Genomic DNA, 24,606 nt, shown 5'->3' with positions numbered 1-24,606 from the left:
CTCATTCCAGTACTTCTCCGGTCATCACGTTAACCGCTGGCGATCCCTCGTTCGACGAGAGCGCCCGGACGACGGACTCGGCCAGGGCCGGGCCGACACCCTTGACCTCCTGGAGCGCTTCGGCGTCGGCCGCACGGATGGCCTTGACCGTTCCGAAGTGCTGGAGCAACGCCTTCTGCTTGGCCGGCCCGAGGCCCGCGATCCCGTCGAGGGCGGAGACCGTCATGGCTTTCGAGCGCCGTTCCCGGTGGAACGTGATGGCGAAGCGGTGGGCCTCGTCACGCACCCGCTGCAGCAGGTAGAGCGCCTCGCTCGTGCGCGGCAGGATGACGGGGAAGTCGTCGTCCGCGAGCCACACCTCCTCGAGGCGTTTGGCGAGCCCGACGACCGGGATGTCGGCGAACCCGACCTCGGCCAGAGCACGCGCCGCAGCGTCCACCTGCGGGCGTCCACCGTCGACGACGAGAAGCTGCGGACGGTAGGCGAACTTCTTGAGACGCCCGTCCTCGTCACGGAGGGAACCGGCCCTGTCGTCGGCGTCCACCTCGCCACTGACCGGGGTGGTTTCGTCGCCGTTCGCGGTCTCACGGGCCAGACGGGCGAAGCGGCGCGTGAGCACCTCGTGCATGGCGGCCACGTCGTCGTTGCGCAGGGTGCCGTCCGCATCCTCGGTGCCGGCCACGATGAAGCGGCGGTACTCGGACTTGCGCGGCAGGCCGTCCTCGAAGACGACCATCGAGCCCACGACGTTCGTGCCCTGCACGTGCGAGATGTCGAAACACTCGATGCGTAGCGGCGCCTCGGGCAGTCCGAGGTTCTCCTGCAACTCCTCGAGGGCCTGCGAGCGAGCAGTGAGATCGCCGGCCCGGCTGACCTTGTGTCGGGCGAGGGCCTGCTCGGCGTTCTTCGTCACGGTGGCGGCGAGTTTTCGCTTGTCACCACGCTGCGGGACGCGCAGGTCGACCACGCCGCCGCGACGCTGGCGCAGCCAGTCACGCACGTCGTCGGGTTCGCCCGGTAGGACGGGCACGAGCACTTCGCGGGGAACGTCGTCCTTGCCCTCGCGTTCTCCGTACACCTCGAGCAGGATCCGCTCGATGAGTTCCGGGGTTCCGACGCCCGCCTCGCTGGCCTTGTCGGTGACCCAGCCGCGCTGTCCTCGAATGCGCCCACCTCGGACGTGGAAGACCTGGACTGCGGCCTCGAGCTCGTCCTCGACGAGACCGAAGACGTCGGCGTCCGTGGCGTCGTCGAAGACGATGGCCGACTTCTGCAGCACCTTCTCGAGGGCACCGAGATCGTCACGCAAGCGCGCGGCCTGCTCGAAGTCGAGTTCGGCCGACGCCGCCTTCATGCGACGCTCGATGTCGCGCGTGAACCGCGCCGAATCCCCCGCCATGAACGCGCAGAAGTCCTCGGCGATGGCGCGGTGCTCCTCGTGCGTCACGTTGCCGACACACGGAGCACTGCACTTGTCGATGTAGCCGAGCAGGCATGGGCGTCCGGAGACCTCGGCGCGGCGGTAGACGCCCGCGCTGCACGTGCGCATGGGAAACACGCGCATGAGCTGGTCGAGGGTGTCGCGGATGGCCCACGCGTGGGTGAACGGTCCGAAGTAGCGGGTGCCCGGCTTCTTGCGTCCGCGCATGACCTGCGCCCGCGGCACCTCGTCGGACATCGTCACCGCGAGGTACGGGTACGACTTGTCGTCGCGGTACTTCACGTTGAAGCGCGGGTCGTACTCCTTGATCCACGCGTACTCGAGCTGAAGTGCCTCGACCTCGTTGCGCACGACCGTCCACTCGACGGATGCTGCCGTGGTCACCATCGTGCGCGTCCGCGGGTGAAGCAGACGCAGGTCCTGAAAGTAGCTCGTGAGGCGCGAACGCAGGGACTTCGCCTTGCCGACGTAGATGACACGTCCGTCACGGTCGCGGAAGCGGTAGACGCCGGCGTCCGTGGGGATGTCGCCCGTCTTCGGGCGGTAGGTGCGGGGATCGGCCATCAGCCGGTGACGTGCAGCTTCGCGCCCTGCACGGCGACCTGCTTGGCGGGAAGCCCCTTCTCCGCCGGGCCGGCGGTGACGTCACCCGTCTTGGGGTCGAAACGGCTGCCGTGGCAGGTGCAGACGATGGCTTCTTCGGTGACCTGGCCGACCTGGCAACCCTGGTGGGGGCAGACCGACGAGAACGCCTTGTAGGAGCCCTTGGTCGGCTGGGTGACGACGACGCTGTTGGTGCGGTCGATGAAGCCGCCACCGACCGGAACGTTCGATGCATCAACGCTGATGTCGACCTTCTTGGCCGCCGGAGCGTCGTCACCACCGCCGCAGGCTGCGAGAAGGCCCGTGCCCACGACGGCCGTCGTGGCAGTGAGCGCGCTGCGGCGGGAGATCTCGTTGCTCAGTGACGTCATGACTTCTTCGCCTTCCCGGCGGCGGGTGCCGCCTTCTTCGCCGTCCTCTTGGTGGTGGTCTTCTTCTCCGCCGCATTCTTGGCGGCCCGCGGACCGCGCGCAATCGGCTCTACCGCCTTCTGCGGCACGATCTGCGGCGTCACGCCCGCCTTCTCGAGCACCGGCGCGAGGAAGCGACCGGTGTGGCTCTCGGCAACCTGCGCGATCTGCTCAGGAGTTCCCTCGGCAACGACCGTGCCACCGCGGAAGCCGCCCTCGGGACCCATGTCGATGACCCAGTCGGCGCACTTGATGACGTCGAGGTTGTGTTCGATGACGACGACCGTGTTGCCCTTGTCGGCCAGACCCTGGATGACGTCGAGCAGCTTACGGATGTCCTCGAAGTGCAGGCCCGTGGTCGGCTCGTCGAGCACGTAGATGGTGCGTCCGGCGGATCGCTTCTGCAACTCGCTCGCGAGCTTGACGCGCTGGGCCTCACCACCCGAGAGCGTCGGCGCGGGCTGACCGAGGCGGACGTAGCCGAGCCCCACGTCGACGAGGGTGCGCATGTGACGCGCGATGGCCGGAACCGCTTCGAAGAAGTCGGCGGCCTCCTCGATCGGCATGTCGAGGACCTCGGCGATCGTCTTGCCCTTGAAGTGCACCTCGAGCGTCTCACGGTTGTAGCGCGCACCGTGGCATACCTCGCAGGGCACGTACACGTCGGGCAGGAAGTTCATCTCGATCTTGAGCGTGCCGTCACCCGAGCAGGCCTCGCAGCGACCGCCCTTGACGTTGAAGGAGAAACGGCCCGGCTGGTAACCGCGCACCTTCGCCTCCTGCGTCTCGGCGAAGAGCTTGCGGATGTTGTCGAACACACCCGTGTACGTGGCCGGGTTGCTTCGCGGGGTACGCCCGATGGGGCTCTGATCGACGTGGACAACCTTGTCGAGTTGCTGCATGCCGGTGACGCGCTTGTGACGCCCCGCGACCTGCCGGGCGCCGTTGAGCTCGTTGGCGAGCGAGGTGTAGAGGATGTCGTTGACGAGCGTCGACTTTCCGGAGCCGGAGACCCCGGTGACGACAACGAGGTTGCCCAGCGGGAAGGCAACGTCGACGTTCTTCAGCGTGTGCTCGCGAGCCCCCTCGACGACGACCTGCCGCCCGTCCTGTCCGCGACGCGTCGGGGGAACGGGAATCGACAGGCGGCCGGAGAGGTAGCCACCCGTGATCGAGCGCTCCTCCTTGACGAGGCCCTCGACAGGTCCGGAGTAGACGACCTCACCCCCGTGCTCGCCGGCACCGGGACCGATGTCGACGATCCAGTCGGCCGTCTCGATGGTGTCCTCGTCGTGCTCGACGACGATGAGGGTGTTGCCGAGGTCGCGCAGACGGGTCAGCGTCTCGATGAGGCGGTGGTTGTCGCGCTGGTGGAGACCGATGGAGGGCTCGTCGAGCACGTAGAGCACACCCACGAGGCCGGAACCGATCTGCGTGGCCAGGCGGATGCGCTGAGCCTCGCCACCCGAGAGGGTGCCGGCCGGACGGTCGAGCGAGAGGTAGTCGAGGCCGACGTCGAGCAGAAAGCCCAGGCGAGCGCCGATCTCCTTGATGACGCGCTCAGCGATCTGACGCTCACGCGAGTCGAAGTCGACCCCGTCGAGGAAGTACGCGGACTCCGAGATGGGCAGGGCACAGACCTCGGCGATCGACTTGCCACCGATGGTGACGGCGAGCGACTCCGGCTTGAGTCGGGCACCCTTGCACACCGGGCACGGGACCTCGCGCATGTAGCCCTCGTAGCGCTCACGACTCCACTCGGACTCCGTCTCGGAGTGGCGACGCTTGACGAACGGGATGACGCCCTCGAAGCCCGTCGAGTACGAGCGCTCACGCCCGTAGCGGTTGCGGTAGCGCACGTGAACCTTGTGGTTCTTGCCCTCGAGCAGCATGGTGCGGGCGCGGGTGGGCAGGGCACGCCAGGGTGTGTCGAGGTCGAAGCCCTGCTCGTCGCCGAGCGCCTTCATCACGCGGATGAAGTAGTCGGCCGCACCCGAGCCCTGCGCCCACGGGAGGATGGCCCCGTCTCGCAGCGTCTTCTCCTCGTCGGGCACGACGAGGTCGGGGTCGACCTGGAGTTCCGTACCGAGGCCGGTGCATTCGGGGCAGGCACCGAACGGGCTGTTGAAGGAGAACGAGCGAGGCTCGATGGCGTCCATCGACAGCGGGTGGTCGTTGGGGCACGCGAGCTTCTCCGAGTAGCGGCGCTCAAGCGGCCCCTCGACCTCCTCGCCCTCACGCACGACCTTTTCGACGACGACGAGTCCGTCGGCAAGGCCGAGAGCTGTCTCGACGGAGTCGGTGAGGCGCTGGCGTCCGCTCGTGTCGTCGGGGCCCTTCGCGACGAGGCGGTCGACCACGACGTCGATGGTGTGCTTCTTCTGCTTCTCGAGCACCGGCGGTTCGCTGAGCGACACGATCTCGCCGTCGACGCGGGCGCGCGAGAAGCCCTTCGTCTGCAGTTCGGCGAACAGGTCGACGTACTCACCCTTGCGTGCCCGGACCACGGGGGCGAGCACCTGGTAGCGGGTGCGCTCGGGCAACTCCTGGATGCTGTCGACGATCTGCTGAGGGGTCTGGCTGCCGACTGGCTCGCCACAGACGGGGCAGTGCGGACGACCGGCGCGCGCGAAGAGCAGACGGAAGTAGTCGTAGACCTCCGTGATGGTGCCCACGGTGGAGCGCGGGTTGCGGTTCGTGCTCTTCTGGTCGATCGAGACGGCCGGGCTCAGACCTTCGATGAAGTCGACGTCGGGCTTGTCCATCTGCCCGAGGAACTGACGCGCGTACGCCGACAGCGACTCGACGTAGCGACGCTGGCCCTCGGCGAAAATCGTGTCGAACGCGAGCGACGACTTGCCCGAACCGGACAGGCCCGTGAAGACGACGAGCGCGTCACGCGGGATCTCGATCGAGACGTTCTTGAGGTTGTGCTCACGTGCACCACGCACGAGCAGGTGATCGTGGCCGCGACGCGCGACGGCGGAAGCGCTCGAACGTCGCTCGGCGGCCTGGGAGTTCTGAGAATTCGGCACGGCTCCATGCTAGGTGCGACCACCGACAACCGCGGACTAGGCTGGCCCTCATGCCTGCCGACACCACCCTTTCCGAGGCAAACCACACCCCGATCGAGGACTACGCGATCATCGGCGACACCGAGACAGCGGCCCTCATCAGCCTCCGGGGCTCCGTCGACTGGTTGTGCCTCCCCCGGTTCGACTCCTCGAGTTGCTTCACCGCCCTTCTCGGTACCCCCGACCACGGCCGTTGGCTGCTGGGTCCTTCCGACGAGGCAACGACCACGCGCAGCTACCGGGGCAACAGCTTCGTCCTCGAGACCATCCACGAGACGCCGACCGGCAAGGTGCGCGTCACCGACCTCATGCCCGTGAGCGACGGCCGCGCCGACGTGCTACGCCGCGTCGAGGGTCTCGAGGGCACCGTGGCGATGGAGCAGGAGCTCATCGTCCGCTTCGGCTACGGCAAGGTGAAGCCGTGGGTCAGCCACCACCCCGGCCACAGCGAGGACGAGGAGGTGCTCGTCGCGATCGCCGGACCCGACATGCTCATCTTCCGCGGCGACCGACTGCCCGTCGGTGATGAGGGCCGTCACCGTGACCACTTCGAGGTCAAGGCCGGTGAACGCTACGACTTCAGCGTCACCTGGGTGCCCAGCTACAAGCCGATCCCCGTTCCCCTCGACACCGACCGTCGCATCGCAGCCTCCCTCGATCGCTGGGAGAACTGGATGAGCCACTGCACGTACAACGGCCCGCACGCCGAGGTCGTCAAGCGCAGCCTGCTCGTGCTCGACCTGCTCACCGACAGCCGGCGCGGCGGCATCGTCGCAGCTCCCACGACGTCGCTTCCCGAGCACATCGGCGGCGAACGGAACTGGGACTACCGCTACTGCTGGCTGCGCGACGCCTCGCTGGGCCTCGAGTCCCTGCTCCGTGCCGGCTACATCGAGGCCACGCTGAAGTGGCGTGAGTGGCTCGTGCGCGCCCTCGCCGGTGACCCCGAGGACATGCAGATCATGTACACGATCGACGGCGGGCGTGAACTCGCCGAACGCGAACTCGACCACCTGCCCGGGTACGCGAACAGCCGACCGGTCCGCGTGGGCAACGGCGCCTTCGACCAGAAGCAGACGGATGTCCTCGGCGAGGTCATGATCGCCTTCGAGTCCGCTCGCGACCTCGGCGGGCAGGAGAGCCAGCAGAGTTGGGCGATCCAGGCTGCGCTCGTCAACCGGCTCGCGGATCACTGGGACGAGCCGGACAACGGCCTGTGGGAGATCCGCGGGCCCCTGCAGCACTTCACGCACTCGCGCGTCATGGTGTGGGCGGCCTTCGACCGCGCGATCCAGGCCGTCGAGGAGCACGACCTGCCCGGTGACGTCGAGCGCTGGCGCGAGATCCGCGACCTCGTGCGTGAGGAGGTGCTGGCGAAGGGCTTCAACACGGACAAGAACACCTTCACGCAGCACTACAACACCGACGAGGTAGACGCCTCCCTGCTGCTCATCCCCCTCATCGGGTTCCTGCCCGGTGACGACCCCCGCGTCATCGGCACCCTGCGCGCCATCGAGAACGACCTCATGCGCGGCGGGTTCCTCCTGCGCTACCGCACCCAGTCCGGCGTCGACGGCCTCGCGGGCGACGAGCACCCGTTCCTCGCGTGCTCGTTCTGGCTCGTCTCGGCCTACGCGAAGATCGGCGAGCTCGACAAGGCCTGCGAGCTGTTCGACCGCCTGTGCGACCTGCCGAACGACGTCGGCCTGCTCGCCGAGGAGTACGACCCCGAGGAGATGCGCCAGGTGGGCAACTTCCCGCAGGCGTTCAGCCACCTCACGCTCATTGGTGCGGCCTACGACCTCCACGAGGCGCGTATCGCCTCGAACGACTACCCCGACGAGGAGATCGCATGAGCTACGTTTCAGACGTCCAGCCCGGCCAGGCGCCGTCGCGCCTCGACCTTCCCGGCCTCACGATGTGGAAGCTGTCGGTCTCGGACATGCACAACAACGTCTACCTGCTCAAGGACGCCGCCACCGGTGAGGCGTTGCTCGTGGACGCCGCCGACGACGCCGCGGCTATCCGTGAGCTGCTCGCCGAGGCGCAGGTCGAGGACGAAGCCCTCGTCGGCGTCGTGACGACACACAAGCACTGGGATCACCACCGGGCCCTGCCGGAGATCGCACTTCTGGCCCGCGAGACGATGGCCGGCGAACTCGACGGACCGGAACTGCCCGTCGAGCCGAGCCGCACGCTCGCCGATGGGGACACCGTCACGCTCGGCGAACAGACGCTCACGGCGCACCACGTGCCCGGACACACGCCGGGCAGCGTCGTCCTCAGCTGGTCGTCCGAGGACGGTTCGACGCCGCACGTCTGGACCGGAGACACCCTGTTTCCCGGCGGCGTGGGTGCCACGAACCACAGCGACGAGCAGTCCTTCGACGAACTGTTCGCCTCTGTCAGGGATCGGATCTTCGGCCGTTTCGACGACGCCGTCGTCCACCCCGGCCACGGTGACGACACGAGCCTCGCCACCGAACGTCCGCACCTCGACGAATGGCGCGAACGAGGCTGGTGAACGGACGACCGGCGAGAACGACGAAGCGCCCGGTCCGGCAGCTCAAGGCTGCCTGGACCGGGCGCTGTCTCGTCGGCGGCGGGGGCGTCAGGCCGTGACGCGCGGGCCGGCGGCCGGGGTGTCCAGTTCGCCGGCACGCTCGGCGCGCTTCTCGAACCAGATCGTCATGAACGGGATGACGGCGCTGACGAGGGCGAGCCCGATCGTCTTGCCCGGCCAGCTCTTCTCCTGCCACAGCTTGAGCGCACACAGCACGTAGCCGATGAACATGACGCCGTGGATGGGGCCGGCGATCTGCACACCCATCTCGGTGGTCTTCAGGATCCACTTGAAGAACATGCCGATGAGCAGCAGACCCCAGGAGATGGCTTCGGCCAGCGCGAAACCCTTGAACAAACGCGTGATCGTCATGCGTTCAATAATACCGATGCCCCCTGAGCGCAGCGTGGGCGCCTACTTCTGGCCCTCCGTCATCTGGCGCAGCTCCTTCTTGAGGTCACGCAACTCGTCGCGCAGGCGAGCTGCGAGTTCGAACTGAAGCTCCGCTGCGGCCTCGTGCATCTGTGCCGTGAGTTCCTGGATGAGCCCCGCCAGGTCGGCGCTGCTCGAGCCCTTGCGACCGCCCGTGGCGACGTCGGCGTCGGCCGTGGCGGCTCCTGTGCCACCGCGGCCCTTGCCGCGGCTCATCGAACGGCCGGAACCGAGCAGGGCGTCCGTGTCGGCGTCCTCACGCTGCAGCATGTCGGTGATGTCGGCGATCTTCTTGCGCAGCGGCTGCGGGTCGACCCCGTGCTCGGTGTTGTATGCGACCTGCTTCTCGCGACGACGCGTGGTCTCGTCGATCGCCTCCTGCATCGACGGGGTGATCTTGTCGGCGTACATGTGCACCTGACCCGAGACGTTTCGGGCGGCACGGCCGACGGTCTGGATGAGGCTTCTCGCCGAACGCAGGAAGCCCTCCTTGTCGGCGTCGAGGATCGACACGAGCGAGACCTCGGGCAGGTCGAGGCCCTCGCGGAGCAGGTTGATGCCGACGAGCACGTCGTACTCACCCATGCGCAGTTCGCGCAGGAGTTCGACGCGGCGCAGGGTGTCGACCTCGGAGTGCAGGTACCGAACTCGAACGCCCTTGTCGAGGAGATAGTCGGTGAGGTCCTCGGCCATCTTCTTCGTCAGGGTGGTGACGAGGACGCGTTCGTTCTTCTCGGTACGCGTGCGGATCTCGCCGAGCAGGTCGTCGATCTGGCCCTTCGTCGGCTTGAGGACGATCTCCGGGTCGACGAGGCCGGTGGGGCGAATGACCTGCTCGACGTAACCGTCGCTCTTGGCCATCTCGTAGTCGCCCGGCGTGGCCGACAGGTAGACGATCTGGCCGATGCGCTCGAGGAACTCCTCCCACTTGAGGGGACGGTTGTCCATCGCGCTCGGCAGGCGGAAACCGTGGTCGACGAGGGTGCGCTTGCGCGACATGTCGCCCTCGTACATCGCGCCGATCTGCGGCACCGTCTGGTGCGACTCGTCGATGACGAGCAGGAAGTCCTCGGGGAAGTAGTCGAGCAGTGTGTTCGGGGCCGAGCCCGACTCACGGCCGTCCATGTGGCGGCTGTAGTTCTCGATGCCCGCACACGAGCCGACCTGACGCATCATCTCGATGTCGTACGTCGTGCGCATCCGCAGGCGCTGCGCCTCGAGCATCTTGCCCTCGGTCTCGAACCGCTGGAGTTGGTCACCGAGTTCGACCTCGATGCCCTTGATGGCGCGTTCCATGCGCTCGGGGCCGGCCACGTAGTGCGTGGCCGGGAAAACGTACATCTCCTCCTCGTCGTTGACGATCTCGCCCGTCAACGGGTGGAGGGTGTAGAGCCGGTCGATCTCGTCGCCGAAGAACTCGATGCGAATGGCCAGTTCCTCGTACACGGGGATGATCTCCACCGTGTCGCCGCGCACCCGGAACGTGCCGCGCGTGAAGGCCATGTCGTTGCGCGTGTACTGCATGGTGACGAAGCGGCGCAGCAACTCGTCACGGTTGATCTCCTGGCCGACCTTCAGCCGGGCCATTCGGTCGACGTACTCCTGCGGGGTACCGAGACCGTAGATGCACGACACCGACGCGACGACGACGACGTCACGGCGGGTGAGCAGCGAGTTCGTGGCCGAGTGACGCAGTCGCTCGACCTCCTCGTTGATCGAGGAGTCCTTCTCGATGTACGTGTCCGTCTGCGGTACGTACGCCTCTGGCTGGTAGTAGTCGTAGTAACTGACGAAGTACTCGACGGCGTTGTGCGGCAGCAGCTCGCGGAACTCGTTGGCAAGCTGCGCGGCCAGTGTCTTGTTCGGCGCGAGCACGAGGGTCGGGCGTTGCACCTGCTCGATGAGCCAGGCCGTCGTCGCGGACTTACCGGTACCGGTGGCGCCCAGGAGGACGATGTCCTTCTCCCCCGCGTTGACGCGCTGGGAGAGCTCGGCGATGGCCTTCGGCTGGTCGCCGGCGGGCTGATACTCCGACTCGACCTTGAACGGCGCAACGCGGCGCTGGATGTCAGTCACTGGACGCATGGTCAAACCCTACGTCCGGGCACCGACAACCCCGGAATCACGGGGTCCTGATGCCACTCGAGGCCACCCGCACGGCTGGGGGCGCCATCCGTGGGTCAGTGATGAACCGACGGCTCGACGTGCGTCGTCCAGACCTCCGATGCCTGCTCGCGCAGCTCCTCGGGGGTGCCCGTGTTGTCGATCCACACGTCGGCCACGGCGCGGCGCTGCTCCGTTGTGGCCTGTGAGCGGATGCGTGAGAGCGCCGCTTCCTTCGTCATGCCCCGGTCGGCGACGAGGCGCTCGAGGCGCACCTCTTCCGGCGCATCGACGATGACGACGAGGTCGTACTTGTCCGCGTACCCCAACTCGACGAGCAACGGAATGTCGTGGACCACGACCTGCCCCGACGCGGCCTTGCCCATCTGTCGCGCCGTCTCCTGCGCAATGAGGGGGTGCGTGATGCCTTCGAGTCGCCGCCGGGCCGTCTCGTCGGCGAAGACGAGCTCCGCCATCGCAGGGCGGTTCAACTCACCGCCGGCGGTCAGCATCGCTTCCCCGAACTCCTCGACGATCGCGCGGAGGCCGTCGGAGCCGGGCGCCACGACGAGGCGCTGGATCGCGTCCGAATCGACGACGAGGGCACCGAGCTGCGCGAACGTGCGCGCCACGGTGGACTTTCCGGAGCCGATACCGCCGGTCAGTCCGACCCGCAGGCCTCGCTCGAACGCGTACTGCTCGGTGCCACTCATCGTCTCTCCTCGATCGTCAGCTACCCGCGTGAGCGCTCGTCTCGTCGAGCACCGGCTGCACGTGCTCGTCCCAGTGGGCGTCGACGAGCTCACGCAGTTCGTCGCGTGTTCCTGCATTCTCCATGACGAAGTCCGCAGCGTCCTCGCGCTCGCTCTGCTGGGTGTCGGCGTCGATCTCCGCCCATGCCTGCTCGCGGGTGAGACCGCGCTCCTCCATGAGGCGCCCCACGCGCAGCTCGACCGGAGCCGACACGACGACGACCTGGTCGAAGTCGCGCGGCGTCGACTCGGTGAGCAGCGCGAGGTCGAGTACGAGAACGGAATCCTCGCCGACCGCCTTGGCCCGAGCGTCGGCCACCTCGCGGACGGCAGGCCCGACCACGTCGTACAGGCGCCGACGGGCGGAGTGGCTCTCCGTCGTCAGGCCGTCGAGCGTTTCCCAGTCGATCGTGCCGTCGGGGTGGACGATCTCCTCGGAGAAGACCGCGCGCAGGTCCTCGAGCGTCTCGTGACCCGGTGTGAGCACCTCGCGCATGAGCTCGTCGAACTCGACGACCACTGCGCCACGACGCTCGAACTCGTCGGCGACGACGGACTTTCCGGAGGCCACGGCGCCCGTGAGACCGATCGACACGGCCGCGCGACTGGCCGCGAGAGCCTGCGTGTGCGACGTCGTCGGGGTGTGCGTCTCGTACTCGGGCTCGGTGCCGATCTCGAACTCGGGCAGGACGACGTACTCGTCCATGTCCTCGCTGTTCTCGGCCGCGCGGCGCTCGTACTCCTCCTGCGGGAGAACCTTCTTCCACTGTCGTGTGCGGATCGGCTTCGCCGCGCCCGCGTCCTCGCGCAGCGCCTGCAGCAGGAGGAACGCCTGAAGGATCGTCAGGATCATGACCGGGAAGCCGATGACGATGATGACCTCCTGCAGCGCGTTGAGGCCGTTGTCGCCGGCGGTGAGGATGATCGCCGCACAGACGGCTCCGACCGACAACGACCAGAACACGCGCTGACGGCGCGTCCCCATGTCCTCGTGGCCGTTCGCCATGGCGTCGAGCACGAGGGCACCCGAGTCGATCGAGGTGACGAAGAAGACGACGATGACGATGAGTGCCAGGGTCGCCGTGACGCCGTAGAGCGGCATGTCCTTGAGGAACTGGAACAGGGCGTCCTGCACGCGGCCGTCATCGACGATCGTCTTCGTCAGCTCGCCACCGGTACCCGGCTTGTCCGCGCTCGCGCGATCGGAGGTGATGGCCGAGAAGCCGTAGATCGACATCCAGACGACGACAAACGCGGTCGGCAGGCCGAGGGACGCGGCCACGAAGGCACGGATGCTCCGGCCGCGGGAGATCTTCGCGACGAACATGCCGACGAAGGGCGCCCAGGTCACCGTCCAGGCCCAGTAGAAGACGGTCCAGTCACCCGACCACTGGCCGTGACCGAAGCTGTCGTTGAAGGTGCTGAGCACCGGCAGGGCACTGAGGTAGCGACCGGACGCCTCGATGATGCTGCGCATGAGGTCGGACGTCGACGCCGCGTTCATGAGGATGAAGAGCATGAGCGCGATCGCGAGGATGATGTTCGCGTACGACAGGCGCTTGACGCCCTTGTCCATACCCGCGAGCACGGACGTCAGCGCTGCAGCGGTGATCACCGCGAGGATCGCAGCCTGCACCATGCCGGAGATCGGCACGCCGAAGACGTACTTCATACCGGAGTTGATCTGCAGCGCACCGAGACCCGTCGACACGGCAAGACCGAAGACGGTGGCGACGATCGAGATGATGTCGATCGTGCGTCCGATCGGGCCGTGGATGCGGTCACCCAGGACCGGGTGGAACGCCGAGGAGACACGTGGCGGCAGGTTGCGCTTGTAGGTGAAGTAGCCGAACGACAGGCCGGGCACGATGAGCACGGCCCACATGTGGATGCCGAAGTGGAAGTTGGCGATGTTGATGGCCTGCCAGGCGGCGGCGTCGGTGAACGCCTTGTCGCCCATCGGCGGGTTCGCGTAGTGGTTCATCGGCTCGGCGATGCCCCAGAACATGAGGACGGCGCCGACGCCGGCGGCGAACATCATGCCGAACCACGCGAGCCCCGAGTACTCGGGTTCGGCGTCGTCCGCACCGATCTTGATGCGGCCGTAGCGGCTCATGGCGAGCCCGACGGAGAAGACGACGAGGAGCGTGGCGCCGGCCGTGTAGAACCAGCCGATGTCGTAGCGCAACCAGTGCGCGATGGAACCGAAGAACGTCTGAACCGGCCCTGGAAACAGCCCCATCCCTGCGCTGAACAGGACGATGAGGAAGGCCGAGCCGAAAAAGATGATGGGCGACGTACGCAGACCGAGGCGGTCGTGGGCACGTGTGGAGATCGAGTTCACGAGAGTCTCAGAGGGGTTGGTCGAAATTCGCCGAACTCCCAACGACCCCGGAGCCTCGGCGAACCTGTGCCCGGACGGCACGATCCGCCATGGTAGTCAATCCCCCGTCTCAGCGCTGGCGGTACGTCACTCTCCGGCAGCGGAATCGGTGAATATGCTCATCCGGGCGAGCCGGTCGAAGGCCTCGTCGATGCGCTGCTCCCCAACCGTCACAGCGAGCCGTAGGAAGCCCTCACCGGACTCACCGAAAGCCGTTCCCGGAATGGTGAGGATGTGCGCCTCCTCGACGATGCGCGCGGCGCACTCGACGGACGTGAGGCCCGTCGCGCGGATGTCCGCCCACAGATAGATCGCCCCCTCCGGCGCGAGGGCATCCATGTTCGCAAGGGCCCGGACGCGCTCGTACGCCCGCTCGAGACGGCGGCGGTAGAGCTCCTTGACCGGGGGCTGCAACTCGTGACGGCGCTCCAGGGCGTGCAGAGCCGCACGCTGGCTCACCGACGGCGCGGTGAAGACGTTGTTCTCGTTGACGTCGCGCGCGGTGGAGACGAACTCGGCCGGGGCCATGATCCAGCCGACGCGCCACCCCGTCATCATGAAGTCCTTGCTGAAGGAGCCCACGGTGATGGTGCGCTCCCCCATGCCCGGCAGCGAGGTAAAGGGCACGAAGGGCTCGGTGTACGTGAACGACGTGTAGATGTCATCGGCGATGACGACGAGGTCGTGTTCCTTCGCCACCTCGGCCACGGTCTCGAGCGCGGCGCGCGACCACGAGACGCCCGTCGGGTTGCAGGGCGTGTTGACGATGAGGGCCCGCGTGCGCGGCGTGACGGCGGCCTCGAGATCCTCACGGGTCACCTGGAAGCCGTTCTCCTTGCGCGTGGGCACGAAGACGGGCACGCCGCGGGCGAGACGGACCTGGTGCGGGTACGGCGTGAAGTACGGCTCGATGACGAGCACCTCGTCGCCGTCGTCGAGCAGCGTCTCCATGACGAGCCACATCGCGTGGCAACCGGACGTCGTCACCATGACGTCGTCGACGGGGCGCTCGAGGGCGTGATCGGTGCGGTACATCTCGACGATCGCCTCACGCAGTTCGGGGTCGCCGAGGCTGGAGGTGTAGTGCGTGTGCCCGGCCTTCGCGTCGGCTGCGGCAGCGTCGATGACGCCCTCGTTGGTGGTGAGGTCGGGGTCACCGAGGCTGAAGTTGATGACGTCGTCGAACTCGCGGGCGCGGTCGGCGATGACCGACATCTGCGTCAACGAATCGCCCTGGTATCGGGAGGAAATGAAACGTGCCATCGTTCGAGAGCCCCTTATCGCGCAACGAGCCGCACCGATCAGGCGCGGGCGGCACCATCATGCCCCCGAAGACGCCGTCGTGACCGTTAGGGTGGACGCTCGTGAGTGGCCTTCTCGTGACCGGTACGTCCTCGGACGCAGGCAAGTCGCTCGTCGTCACGGGCCTGTGCCGCGCGTGGGCGCGCCAGGGGGTCCGCGTCGCGCCGTTCAAGGCGCAGAACATGTCGAACAACTCGATGGTGTGCGCCGACGGCGCGGAGATCGGGCGCGCTCAGTACCTGCAGTGCGAGGCGGCCGGTGTCGAGGCGAGCGGGGTGCACAACCCTGTGCTCCTCAAGCCGGGCAGCGACCGGCAGGCGTTCGTCGTCGTGCGCGGCAAGCCCGCCGGGCGGCTCGAGGCCGGTGAGTACGCGACGGGCCGCACCCACCTGGCCGAAGCAGCCTTCGCCGCGTACGAGGAACTCCGGGCGAGCGTCGACCTCGTCGTCACCGAGGGTGCAGGCTCCCCGGCGGAGATCAATCTTCGGGCGGGTGACTACGTCAACATGGGTCTGGCCAGGCGCTTCGGCCTACCTGTGGCCCTCGTGGGCGACATCGACCGGGGCGGCGTGCTCGCAGCGCTTTACGGCACCTGGGCGTTGCTCGACGACGAGGACCGTGCGCTCCTTCGCACGTTCGTCATCAACAAGTTCCGCGGTGACGCGTCAGTGCTCACGCCTGGCCTCGACGAGATCCGTCGACGAACCGGCCTCTCGTGCGCGGGGGTGCTCCCCTGGCTCACGGACGTCTGGCTCGACTCGGAGGACGCCCTGTCGATCGGCCGCTGGCGACCCGACGACGACGCGATGTCCGAGCGCCTTTCGGTTGCTGTCGTGCGGTTTCCGCGCACGTCGAACGCGACGGACGTCGACGCGCTGGCCGCCGAACCGGGCATCGACGTCCACATCACGACCGACCTCGATCGCTGCCGAGAAGCCGACCTCCTCGTCCTGCCCGGCAGCCGTGCCACCGTCGACGACCTGGCATGGCTGCGTGGCCAGGGCCTCGACGCCGTCGTCACCGAGCGTGCAGCAGCGGGTCGGCCGGTGCTCGGCATCTGCGGTGGGTACGAAATGCTCGTCGAGACGATCGAGGACGCCGTCGAATCGTCCGCAGGCATCGTCACGGGGTTGAGCGTGCTCGCCGGCCGCGTGACGTTCCACGACGAGAAGGTGCTCGCCCGCCCGAATGAACGGTGGAAGGGCCACGACGTCGACGGGTACGAGATCCATCACGGCGTCGTCGACGCGGAACCGACGTTCCCCGGCGGCTCGGCCTCGGGCTCGGTGTGGGGCACGATCTGGCACGGCACCTTCGAGAACGACGGCTTCCGACGCGCCTGGCTCGCCGAGGTCGCAGCGGCGGTCGGCTCCGCGTGGACGCCCGACCTCACGGCGCCAGGCTTCCGCGCGCGACGCAGCGCGATGATCGACGCCCTCGCTGACGCGTGTGAGGCGTCGCTCGACCTCGATCACCTTCTCGAACTCGCCCAGGAGGCACCGTGACCGGCAGAAGAGTCAACGTCATCGGCATCGGTGCCGGCGCGCCCCATCACCTCACGCTCGGCGCGATCGCCGCGATGCGCGAGGTCGACGTCTTCCTCGTCGCGGGCAAGGGCGAGGACAGGGCCCAACTCGTGGCCGTCCGTGAAGAGCTGTGCCGGCGCCACCTCGAGCCGGGCAGCTACCGCTTCGTCACGCTGCCCGACCCCGAGCGCGGGCCGGACGCGCAGCGCGACGGCGGCCAGTACCGCCGAGGCGTCGACGACTGGCACGAGGCGCGCGCGCAGCTGTGGGGCGAAACGATCGACGCCCTCGATCCCGAGGTGAGCGTTGGCTTCCTCGTCTGGGGTGACCCGGCGTTCTACGACTCGACGATCCGCGTCGTCGAGCGGATGCGCGCTACCCGCGACTTCGACGTCCACGTCCTACCCGGCATATCGGCGTTCCAGGCCCTCGCGGCCGAGCACGGCATCGTCCTGCACGAGATCGGCAAGCCGATCCACATCACGACCGGACGTCGACTCGAAGCCGACTGGAGCCCGGACGCTGCGTTCGTCGTCATGCTCGACGGCTCGCTGCACTGTGCGGCCCTGCGGGAGCGGGCACCCGACCTCGTCCTCCACTGGGGTGCCTACCTCGGGCTACCTCAACAGGAGTTGCGCTCCGGGCCGCTCGACGAGGTCATCGACGACCTCGTCGACCTGCGCGCGCGGCTGCGCGCCGAGCACGGATGGATCATGGACGTCTACGCCCTCGGTGCCGTGTCGTCGGCCTCGGCTGCCGAAGCCTGACGCCTCACGTCCACGGCAACCGGCGGCGCCGACGAATCCCCCGCCACCACCAGCGTCTGCATCTGGCGGCTGATGCGGTCACAGGCCGAGCGGAAGGCCCCGGCGTGTGGTTGCGCGGGAACCCGAACCGGACTCTCGAGATCCCGGGCGACGCCCAGCATCTCCCACGCGAGAACATTCCAACTGAGCGCGCCCACCCGAAAGCGGCAGCCTGTGGCCGTGGCCTCGAGTCCTTCGCGGAAGGCCGCGGGGATCCTGCGAGCCACCCGCGAAACGTCGACGGCCATCTCGAAGCGCAGGACGCACTCGAATCTCTCCTCCAGATCACGGTGATGATCATGCGGCGGCACCTTCCTCGGCTCGAACGACCAGGACGTCACGCGAAGCTCGTCCATCCGATCGAGTCGGAACACGCGCCAATCCTGACGCCCTCGGTCATACGCCTGGAGATACCAGCGCTCTCCCTGGGTGATGAGTCGCCCAGGTTCCACTTCACGCGAGGACGTCTCGCCGTCGGCCTTGCGGTAGCTGAACCGCACCAGCGTCCGGTCGCGCTGTGCCGTGGCCAACTGTTGCAGCACGCGCAGATCTACCGCGGGCCGCGTTCGTGGCAGTGCGCGCGTGGCATCGTCCAGAGCCGAGGCGACAGCGCGCAGCCTCGGAGGGAGGACTTGATCCAGTTTCGTCAGCGCGCGAAGGGCCGCCTCACCGATCTCATCGGTGCCCGAAAGCGCCGCCATTCGTAGACACGCGACCATCGCCACGGCCTCGTCGTCGTCGAGCACGAGCGGCGGTAAACCGCGACCAGCCCCGAGGCGGTATCCGCCGTCAAGTCCACGTTCGCCCTCGACCGGGTACCCGAGCTCACGAAGACGCACCACGTCGCGTCGTACCGTGCGCTCGGTCACCCCGAGGCGTTCCGCGAGTTCCGGCCCCTGCCAGGACGTGCGCGATTCCAGGAGGCCGAGCAGGCGCAGGACGCGGTGTGTCGTTTCCGCCATGTGCTCATCCTGCCCGACACAGCGGACCGAACCTGTCCGGAAGTTGCGCTCTGATGGGTGTACGGCACAAGCCAATGACGAAAGGGAACCGCCATGTACCTACCCCAGATCGACGACGAACGCACCACGTTGTGCAACTACCTCGACGTCCAACTCGACGCGATCCGTGCGAGCGCGTACGGCCTCGACGACGAGCAGGCCCGGCGGACGCCGCTGCGCAGTGCGCTCAGCATCAGCGGCATCGTCAAGCACATCGTCTACTGCATGAAGCAGTCCTTGTCCGGCGCCGGACACCACGAACACGACCAGCCGTTCGAGGCGTTCGCCGCGAGCTTCACGCCCACCCCCGAAGAGACGCTCGACGTGCTTCTCGGTGTCTTCGACGACGTTCGCACCGAGTACACGCAGATGTGTCGAGAGGGTGATGTGGAAGCAGAACTGCCCGTGGGGCCCATGCCGTGGTTCGGGATGGACGAGGCGCGCCCGGCGAAGCTGCGCTACCTCTACGTCCACCACGTCGAGGAGTTCGCTCGGCACGCGGGCCACGCGGACATCATCCGTGAGGAGTTGGACGGTGCAACGGCCGGTGAGCTGCTGGCAGCTGTGGAGGGCTGGCCGGCGAACGACTACATCACGCCCTGGCGGTCGTGACACGCCTCAGTCGGTCGTCCTGACGCTCGTGCGGCGCGCTTCGAGCCCGCGCAGGAGCATCCCGGCGGCGAGCACTCCGCCGACACCTTCACCGGCACGCAGACGCAGATCGAGCAAGGGCTCAAGTCCGAGTTCCGTGAGGACGAGTGCGTGCCCCTTCTCCCTGCTACGCTGGCCAGCGACGAGGTAACCCTGCACCGCCGGCTCGAGTCGGCACGCGACGAGCGCGGCCACGGAGGTCGCGAGTCCGTCGAGCACGATCGTCGTGCCGGCGTCCGCCGCTGCGAGGCAGACTCCCGTGAGAACGGCGATCTCGGGTCCTCCGAGACAACGCAGGGCTCGCCGGGCGGCGTCGGCGTCCGAGCCGAAGGTTTTCGAACGCTCCAAGGCGGCGCTGACGACCTCGAGCTTGCGCTTCGACATCGCAGCATCGGCTCCCGAACCGAGCCCGACGACGTCGTCGGCGTCGACGCCGAGCAGCGCGCACGTCAGTGCGGCCGCCACGGTCGTGTTGCCGACACCCACCTCGCCGAGGACGACCAGTCCGTCGGCGGCGGCCCGCCGCCCGACGTTCTCACCGACGGTGACGCAGCGCTCCAGATCGTCGTCGGTGAGGGCGTCGGCGTCCCGAAGGTTGCCTCGGTTTCCACCGGGTCGGGCATCGATCGCCCCGGTGACGAGCTCACTCACGCCGGCGTCCACGACGTCCACGGCAAGACCTGCCGCACGAGCGTGTGCTGCTCCGAGCGAGCTCGGGTCGGCCAGGGCATGGCCGAGAACGTCGGCCGTCACGTGCGGCTCGTAGGCGCTGACGCCGAGCTCGACGACGGGGTGGTCGGCACCCGCCAGGATCAGGCGCCCTCCGGCGGTCTGCGGACCGGACGTCGCCACGACACGGTTGAGGGCCCGGTCGAGGATGCCCAGTGACTCCGGCGGTGCGAGGAGCGTGTCCGCACCGTCCCCTGCCTCGACGAGTGCGTCGCCGTCGGGCGCGCGCAGGTGCGACAGCGGTTGCGCCGGCGCCCCGTCGCCCTCGGGCCACCGCTCCTCGAGCACGACGTCCTCGAGCGGCAGCTTCGTCGACCAGGACGCGCGCTGCAGGCCGGGCCCCGGCGGGCGCTCGTCCGGCCAGCCCAGGCACATCCACCCCAGCGTCTCGACTCCCTCGGGCGCCCCGATGAGGCCGGCCAGGTCGGACGGCTCGAAGAGCGTCACCCACCCCATCCCCAGACCGAGCGAGCGCGCCGTGAGCCACATGTTCTGAATGGCGCACGCGCACGACCAGACGTCGGTCTCGGTGAACGTGGCCCGACCGAGAACTCCGTTCGCCGGCGTCCGCCGATCGCAGGCCACGACGATGCCGATGGGCGCTTCGCGCAGGCCCTCGAGCTTGAGGTCGAGGAGGCGTGCCGCGCGCTCCGGCAGCAGGTCGCGTGCCTGACGCAGCCGCGCCGTGTCCGCGAGGTGCGCCGCGCGCTCGCGCGTCTCGGGTGAACGAACGACGACGAACCGCCACGGCTGGCTGTGGCCAACCGACGGCGCGCTGTGACCCGCCTCGAGCACCCGCTCGAGCAACTCGGGCTCGATCGCATCCGGCCGGTACCGCCGGATGTCACGTCGCCCGGCGATGACCCGCCCGAGCGCCTCGGTGACCTGCTCACCCATGGCCCAGCCGCGCGGATCCTCCCGGCGTTCCCGTGCGGAGGAGGCGTCCCCGACCGTCGGTCGCGGTCGTTGGGGCGCGCCCGACGGCGTCACTGCTCCAGCTCCCCTTCGACGTCGAGGTAGACCTGCTGCATCGCGGCCATCGTCTCCGGGTTCGGGTTCTCCCACAGGCCACGGTCGGCGGCCTCCCCGAGCTTCTCGACGATGCCGTGCAACGCCCACGGGTTCGCGTGGCGCATGAACTCCTGCGTCTGCTCGTCGAGCACGTAAGACTGGGCGATCTGCTCGTACATCCAGTCGGGCACGACGTGGCTCGTCGCGTCGAAGCCGAAGAGGTAGTCGACGGTGGCGGCCAGTTCGAAGGCACCCTTGTATCCGTGACGTCGCATCGCGGCGATCCAGCGCGGGTTGACGACGCGCGCACGGAAGATGCGCGAGGTCTCCTCCGTGAGCGTGCGGGTCCTGATGGCGTCGGGCGTCGTCGAGTCGCCGACGTACGCCTCCGGCTCCTCGCCCGTGAGTGCCTTGACCGTGGCCACCATGCCGCCGTGGTACTGGAAGTAGTCGTCCGAATCGAGGATGTCCGACTCGCGGTTGTCGACGTTCTTCGCCGCCACCTTGATGCGGCGGTAGTTGCGCTCCATGTCGTCGCGGGCCGGAGCGCCGTCGAGGTCGCGGCCGTACGCGTAGCCGCCCCAGGTCGTGTACACCTCGGCGAGGTCGGCGTCGCTGCGCCAGTTGCCCGAGTCCATGACCTGCAGCAGACCGGCCCCGTAGGAGCCCGGCTTCGAACCGAACACGCGCGTGCGAGCACGGCGCTCGTCGCCGTGGGCCACGACGTCGGCGCGGGCGTGGGCGCGCACGAAGTTCATGTCGTCGGGTTCGTCGAGGTCGACGACGAGGCGGACGGCGTCGTCCAGCATCGCGATGACGTGCGGGAACGCGTCACGGAAGAAGCCCGAGATGCGCACCGTGACGTCGATGCGGGGCCGGCCGAGGTCGTCGAGCGGGATCGGCTCGAGGCCGACGACGCGGCGGGACTGCTCGTCCCAGGTCGGCGTGACGCCCAGCAGGGCGAGGATCTCGCCGATGTCGTCGCCGCTCGTCCGCATCGCCGAGGTGCCCCACGCGGACAAGCCCACGGACTCGGGCCACTCGCCGTGCTCGTCGCGGTACTTCGCGAGCAGCGAGTCGGCCATGGCCGTGCCCGTCTCGTACGCGAGACGGCTCGGAATGGCCTTGGGGTCGACCGAGTAGAAGTTGCGGCCCGTCGGCAACACGTTGACGAGGCCGCGCAGCGGCGAGCCGCTGGGGCCGGCCGGCGTGTACCCACCGTCGAGGGCATGGAGGACGGCCGTCAGCTCGTCAGGCGTCTGGGCGAGGCGGGGCACGACCTGGGTTGCAGCGAACGTCAGCGAGGCCTCGACGCCCGAGCGGTCGACGTCGGCCAGACCGTCGAGTTGCTCCGCGACGATGGAGGACACCGCGTCGGCTGACCATCCCGCCTGCGCCAAGGCACTGACGAGGGCGTGTGCCCGCTCCTGCGCGGCGTCCGTCGCGGTGCGATCGGTGCTCGTCACCTCGAGTCCGAGGGAGGTCCGCAAGCCGGGAACACCGTCACCACCGCCGCCGAACAGCTGGCGGGACTGGAGCATCGCCACGACGAGGTTGACGAGTTCGTCGCCCTCCGGCGCGCGCCCGAGAACGTGCAGACCGTCACGGATCTGGACGTCCTTGATCTCACACAGCCACCCGTCGACGTGCATGACGAACTCGTCGAAGTCGTCCTCGTCCGGCTGCTCGTCGAGACCGAGGTCGTGGTGCAGCTCCGCTGCCCGAATGAGGGTCCAGATCTCACCGCGAAGCGCGGGCGCCTTCGCCGGGTCCATGACCGAGACGTTCCCGTACTCGTCGAGCAGCTGCTCGAGGCGCGCGATGTCGCCGTACCCCTCGGCGCGGGCCATCGGCGGCACGAGGTGATCGACGATCGTCGCGTGCGCTCGGCGCTTGGCCTCGGTGCCCTCACCCGGATCGTTGACGAGGAACGGGTAGATGAGCGGCAGGCTGCCGAGGGCCGCGTCCGTGCCGCAGGAGGCCGACATCCCGAGGCTCTTGCCCGGCATCCATTCGAGGTTGCCGTGCTTGCCCATGTGGACGACGGCGTGCGCGCCGAACTCCTCCTCGAGCCAGCGGTACGTGGCGAGGTAGTGGTGGGTGGGCGGAAGGTCGGGGTCGTGGTAGATGGCGATTGGGTTCTCGCCGAACCCGCGCGGCGGCTGGACGAGGATGACGAGGTTGCCGCTGCGCATGGCCGCCGCGACGATGTCACCGTCGGGGTTCTCCTGGCGGTCGACGAAGAGTTCACCGGGCGCTTCACCCCAGTGCTCGCGCATCGCGTCGGTGAGGTCGCTCGGTAGCGCGTCGAACCAACGGCGGTAGGTCGCGGCAGGGATACGGACGTGGGCGTCGCCGAGCTGAGCATCCGTCAGCCAGTCCGGATCCTGCCCGCCAGCGGCGATGAGGGCGTGGATGAGCGCGTTGCCTGCTGTGGTGTCCGGGTGCTCGTCGTCGACGGGTGCGACGCCGTGCTCCCCGCCGACACCGTCGAGCCCGGGAATGGCACCGGGCTCGCCGAGGTCGTAGCCCGCGTCACGCATGGCGCGCAGCAACCGAATGGTCGAGACAGGCGTGTCGAGGCCCACGGCGTTACCGATGCGGGAGTGCTTCGTCGGGTACGCCGACAGCACGACGGCGATGCGGCGCTCGGACGGCGCGAGCCGACGCAGGCGGGCGTGGCCGAGCACGATGCCGGCGACACGTGCACAACGTTCGGGGTCGGCCACGTAGGTGGCGAGACCGTCCTCGTCGAACTCCTTGAACGAGAACGGCACCGAGATGATGCGCCCGTCGAACTCGGGCACGGCGACCTGGGTCGCCACGTCGAGCGGCGTCATGCCGTCGTCGGAGTCGAGCCAGTCCTCACGCCCCCAGGTGAGGCACAGCCCCTGGACGATCGGCACGTCGAGCGCGGCCAACGCCTGAACGTCCCAACTCTCGTCGTCCTCACCGGCGCCGGCACTTGCCGGACGCGTGCCGCCCGCGGCGAGCACCGTGGTGACGAGGGCGTCGTAGCGACGCAGGTGCTCGAGCAACTCGGCTTCGGGGTCGCGCAGCGACGACACGAAAACCGGTTCGCCGACACCACCCGCGGCATCGAGAGCGTCGGCCAGGGCGTGGACGTAGGCGACGTTGTCCGCGACGTACTGGGCTCGGTAGAAGAGCACTCCGACCCGGGGCCCCTCAGGCGTGGGAGCTTCCGGGCGCTCGAGGACACCCCACGACGGGGTCGTGACCGGCGGGTCGAAGCCCTCACCGGTGAGCAGAAGGGTGTCGCTGAGAAAGGCGTGCAGTGACGCGAGGTTCGTCGCGCCACCCTGAGCGAGGTAGTCGTGGGCCTGGCGGGCAACGCCGGGCGGGGTGGTCGAGCACTCGATGAGCGCCGCATTCGGCTCCTGCTCGCCGCCGAGGACGACGACCGGGACACCTGACGCAGCGAGGGCGTCGAAGCCGTCGAAGAGGTCCTGTGGTCCGCCGAGAAGGCGCACGACGACGATGTCAGCTCCGTCGGTGACCTCGCCGATCGGGCGCGGCCGGGCCGGGTTGGCGATGGCGTAGTCCGCACCGCTGGAGCGCGCGCTGCGCAGGTCCGTGTCGGAGGTTGAGATCAGGGCAATACGAGCCATCAGGCGCTCCTTCGTGAGTATCCGCGCTCACGTCGACGTCGTGGACTCTCCCGGGTTCCCGGCGAGCCGGTCGCGGCGGCGTTCCTGACTTGCACGAGGGCTCACAGTGGCGGGACCGTCCCGGATTCACACCGGGTTCCGCAGCTCACGACCAGCCCCGACCCTACCTGGCTTACGCCTATGCTTGGCG

General features: G+C 68.3%; 16 protein-coding genes, 1 pseudogene and 1 riboswitch. Of the genes and pseudogenes, 5 read left to right on the top strand and 12 right to left on the bottom strand.

Going from position 1 to position 24,606, the window contains the following annotated elements:
* Position 1: 1 nt before the first annotated feature.
* Genes uvrC through uvrA form a run of 3 tightly spaced genes read right to left on the bottom strand, consistent with a single transcriptional unit; the run spans position 2 to position 5,405 of the window.
* On the bottom strand, positions 2-2,005 hold the full coding sequence (uvrC, locus tag EVU97_RS03060) for an excinuclease ABC subunit UvrC (RefSeq protein WP_129663448.1): 2,004 nt from the start codon (positions 2,003-2,005) through the stop codon (positions 2-4).
* Positions 2,005-2,415, bottom strand: coding sequence for a Rieske (2Fe-2S) protein (locus EVU97_RS03055; RefSeq protein ID WP_047312769.1), 411 nt, complete (start codon positions 2,413-2,415; stop codon positions 2,005-2,007). The genes uvrC and EVU97_RS03055 overlap by 1 nt, the downstream gene beginning before the upstream one ends.
* Positions 2,412-5,405, bottom strand: a complete 2,994-nt coding sequence (uvrA, locus tag EVU97_RS03050; RefSeq protein ID WP_370448520.1) for an excinuclease ABC subunit UvrA — start codon at positions 5,403-5,405, stop codon at positions 2,412-2,414. The genes EVU97_RS03055 and uvrA overlap by 4 nt, the downstream gene beginning before the upstream one ends.
* A 134-nt stretch (positions 5,406-5,539) precedes the next feature.
* Between uvrA and EVU97_RS03045 the strand changes: the two genes are divergently transcribed.
* Both EVU97_RS03045 and EVU97_RS03040 read left to right on the top strand, forming a co-directional pair.
* Positions 5,540-7,384, top strand: a complete 1,845-nt coding sequence (locus EVU97_RS03045) for a glycoside hydrolase family 15 protein (RefSeq protein ID WP_129663446.1) — start codon at positions 5,540-5,542, stop codon at positions 7,382-7,384.
* Positions 7,381-8,052 carry an MBL fold metallo-hydrolase gene (locus EVU97_RS03040; RefSeq protein ID WP_129663444.1) on the top strand — a complete coding sequence of 224 codons (672 nt, stop codon included), beginning with the start codon at positions 7,381-7,383 and terminating at the stop codon, positions 8,050-8,052. The genes EVU97_RS03045 and EVU97_RS03040 overlap by 4 nt, the downstream gene beginning before the upstream one ends.
* 87 nt (positions 8,053-8,139) lie before the next feature.
* On the opposite strand, the gene EVU97_RS03035 is transcribed toward EVU97_RS03040, so the two are convergent.
* The 5 genes from EVU97_RS03035 to EVU97_RS03015 form a co-directional block, all read right to left on the bottom strand.
* Entirely contained in the window at positions 8,140-8,463 is a 324-nt protein-coding gene (locus EVU97_RS03035) for a DUF3817 domain-containing protein (protein WP_165357858.1), read from the bottom strand.
* 42 nt (positions 8,464-8,505) lie between these two features.
* Positions 8,506-10,608 carry an excinuclease ABC subunit UvrB gene (uvrB, locus tag EVU97_RS03030; protein ID WP_129663442.1) on the bottom strand — a complete coding sequence of 701 codons (2,103 nt, stop codon included), beginning with the start codon at positions 10,606-10,608 and terminating at the stop codon, positions 8,506-8,508.
* A gap of 95 nt (positions 10,609-10,703) precedes the next feature.
* Positions 10,704-11,339 carry a dephospho-CoA kinase gene (gene coaE, locus EVU97_RS03025; protein ID WP_129663440.1) on the bottom strand — a complete coding sequence of 212 codons (636 nt, stop codon included), beginning with the start codon at positions 11,337-11,339 and terminating at the stop codon, positions 10,704-10,706.
* A gap of 16 nt (positions 11,340-11,355) precedes the next feature.
* Positions 11,356-13,722, bottom strand: a complete 2,367-nt coding sequence (gene coaE / locus EVU97_RS03020; protein WP_129663438.1) for a dephospho-CoA kinase — start codon at positions 13,720-13,722, stop codon at positions 11,356-11,358.
* A 126-nt stretch (positions 13,723-13,848) separates the two neighbouring features.
* Complete coding sequence (locus tag EVU97_RS03015; RefSeq protein WP_129663436.1) at positions 13,849-15,024, bottom strand: aminotransferase class I/II-fold pyridoxal phosphate-dependent enzyme; 1,176 nt, start codon at positions 15,022-15,024, stop codon at positions 13,849-13,851.
* Between the two features lie 101 nt (positions 15,025-15,125).
* Here EVU97_RS03015 and EVU97_RS03010 point away from each other — a divergent pair, with 101 nt between their 5' ends.
* Together EVU97_RS03010 and cobF are read left to right on the top strand one after the other, a co-directional pair.
* Positions 15,126-16,568, top strand: a complete 1,443-nt coding sequence (locus tag EVU97_RS03010; RefSeq protein WP_129663434.1) for a cobyric acid synthase — start codon at positions 15,126-15,128, stop codon at positions 16,566-16,568.
* Positions 16,565-17,356, top strand: coding sequence for a precorrin-6A synthase (deacetylating) (cobF, locus tag EVU97_RS03005; protein WP_129663432.1), 792 nt, complete (start codon positions 16,565-16,567; stop codon positions 17,354-17,356). The genes EVU97_RS03010 and cobF overlap by 4 nt, the downstream gene beginning before the upstream one ends.
* On the opposite strand, the gene EVU97_RS03000 is transcribed toward cobF, so the two are convergent.
* Entirely contained in the window at positions 17,311-18,141 is an 831-nt protein-coding gene (locus tag EVU97_RS03000) for a YafY family protein (RefSeq protein WP_240730124.1), read from the bottom strand. The genes cobF and EVU97_RS03000 overlap by 46 nt on opposite strands.
* Positions 18,142-18,183: 42 nt before the next feature.
* Positions 18,184-18,357, bottom strand: a pseudogene (locus tag EVU97_RS15185) (HTH domain-containing protein); the annotation flags it as partial.
* Positions 18,358-18,450: 93 nt separating this feature from the next.
* On the opposite strand from EVU97_RS15185, the gene EVU97_RS02995 reads away from it, so the two are divergent.
* Positions 18,451-19,008 (top strand): DUF664 domain-containing protein, encoded by a 558-nt coding sequence (locus EVU97_RS02995; RefSeq protein ID WP_129663429.1) that lies wholly within the window; start codon positions 18,451-18,453, stop codon positions 19,006-19,008.
* Positions 19,009-19,014: 6 nt separating this feature from the next.
* On the opposite strand, the gene bluB is transcribed toward EVU97_RS02995, so the two are convergent.
* Complete coding sequence (gene bluB / locus EVU97_RS02990) at positions 19,015-20,673, bottom strand: 5,6-dimethylbenzimidazole synthase (RefSeq protein ID WP_129663427.1); 1,659 nt, start codon at positions 20,671-20,673, stop codon at positions 19,015-19,017.
* 89 nt (positions 20,674-20,762) lie between these two features.
* The gene (gene cobN, locus EVU97_RS02985; RefSeq protein WP_129663425.1) at positions 20,763-24,416 is read right to left on the bottom strand and encodes a cobaltochelatase subunit CobN; all 3,654 of its coding nucleotides are present in this window, start codon (positions 24,414-24,416) and stop codon (positions 20,763-20,765) included.
* Positions 24,417-24,472: 56 nt separating this feature from the next.
* Positions 24,473-24,591: riboswitch (cobalamin riboswitch) on the bottom strand.
* Between the last annotated feature and the right edge of the window lie 15 nt (positions 24,592-24,606).

It is taken from the genome of Dermacoccus sp. 147Ba, assembly GCF_004151355.1.
Classification (GTDB): Bacteria; Actinomycetota; Actinomycetes; order Actinomycetales; family Dermatophilaceae; genus Dermacoccus; species Dermacoccus abyssi.
Note: the sequence above shows the minus strand (reverse complement) of the source record. Positions and strands in the feature narration are given on the sequence as shown.

What these genes read in the sequence shown, in the direction of transcription:
- uvrC (WP_129663448.1), bottom strand. Translation starts at nt 2,005, where the DNA reads ATGGCCGATCCCCGCACCTACCGCCCGAAGACGGGCGACATCCCCACG.
- EVU97_RS03055 (WP_047312769.1), bottom strand. Translation starts at nt 2,415, where the DNA reads ATGACGTCACTGAGCAACGAGATCTCCCGCCGCAGCGCGCTCACTGCC.
- EVU97_RS03045 (WP_129663446.1), top strand. Translation starts at nt 5,540, where the DNA reads ATGCCTGCCGACACCACCCTTTCCGAGGCAAACCACACCCCGATCGAG.
- EVU97_RS03040 (WP_129663444.1), top strand. Translation starts at nt 7,381, where the DNA reads ATGAGCTACGTTTCAGACGTCCAGCCCGGCCAGGCGCCGTCGCGCCTC.
- EVU97_RS03035 (WP_165357858.1), bottom strand. Translation starts at nt 8,463, where the DNA reads ATGACGATCACGCGTTTGTTCAAGGGTTTCGCGCTGGCCGAAGCCATC.
- uvrB (WP_129663442.1), bottom strand. Translation starts at nt 10,608, where the DNA reads ATGCGTCCAGTGACTGACATCCAGCGCCGCGTTGCGCCGTTCAAGGTC.
- coaE (WP_129663440.1), bottom strand. Translation starts at nt 11,339, where the DNA reads ATGAGTGGCACCGAGCAGTACGCGTTCGAGCGAGGCCTGCGGGTCGGA.
- EVU97_RS03015 (WP_129663436.1), bottom strand. Translation starts at nt 15,024, where the DNA reads ATGGCACGTTTCATTTCCTCCCGATACCAGGGCGATTCGTTGACGCAG.
- EVU97_RS02995 (WP_129663429.1), top strand. Translation starts at nt 18,451, where the DNA reads ATGTACCTACCCCAGATCGACGACGAACGCACCACGTTGTGCAACTAC.
- bluB (WP_129663427.1), bottom strand. Translation starts at nt 20,673, where the DNA reads ATGGGTGAGCAGGTCACCGAGGCGCTCGGGCGGGTCATCGCCGGGCGA.
- cobN (WP_129663425.1), bottom strand. Translation starts at nt 24,416, where the DNA reads ATGGCTCGTATTGCCCTGATCTCAACCTCCGACACGGACCTGCGCAGC.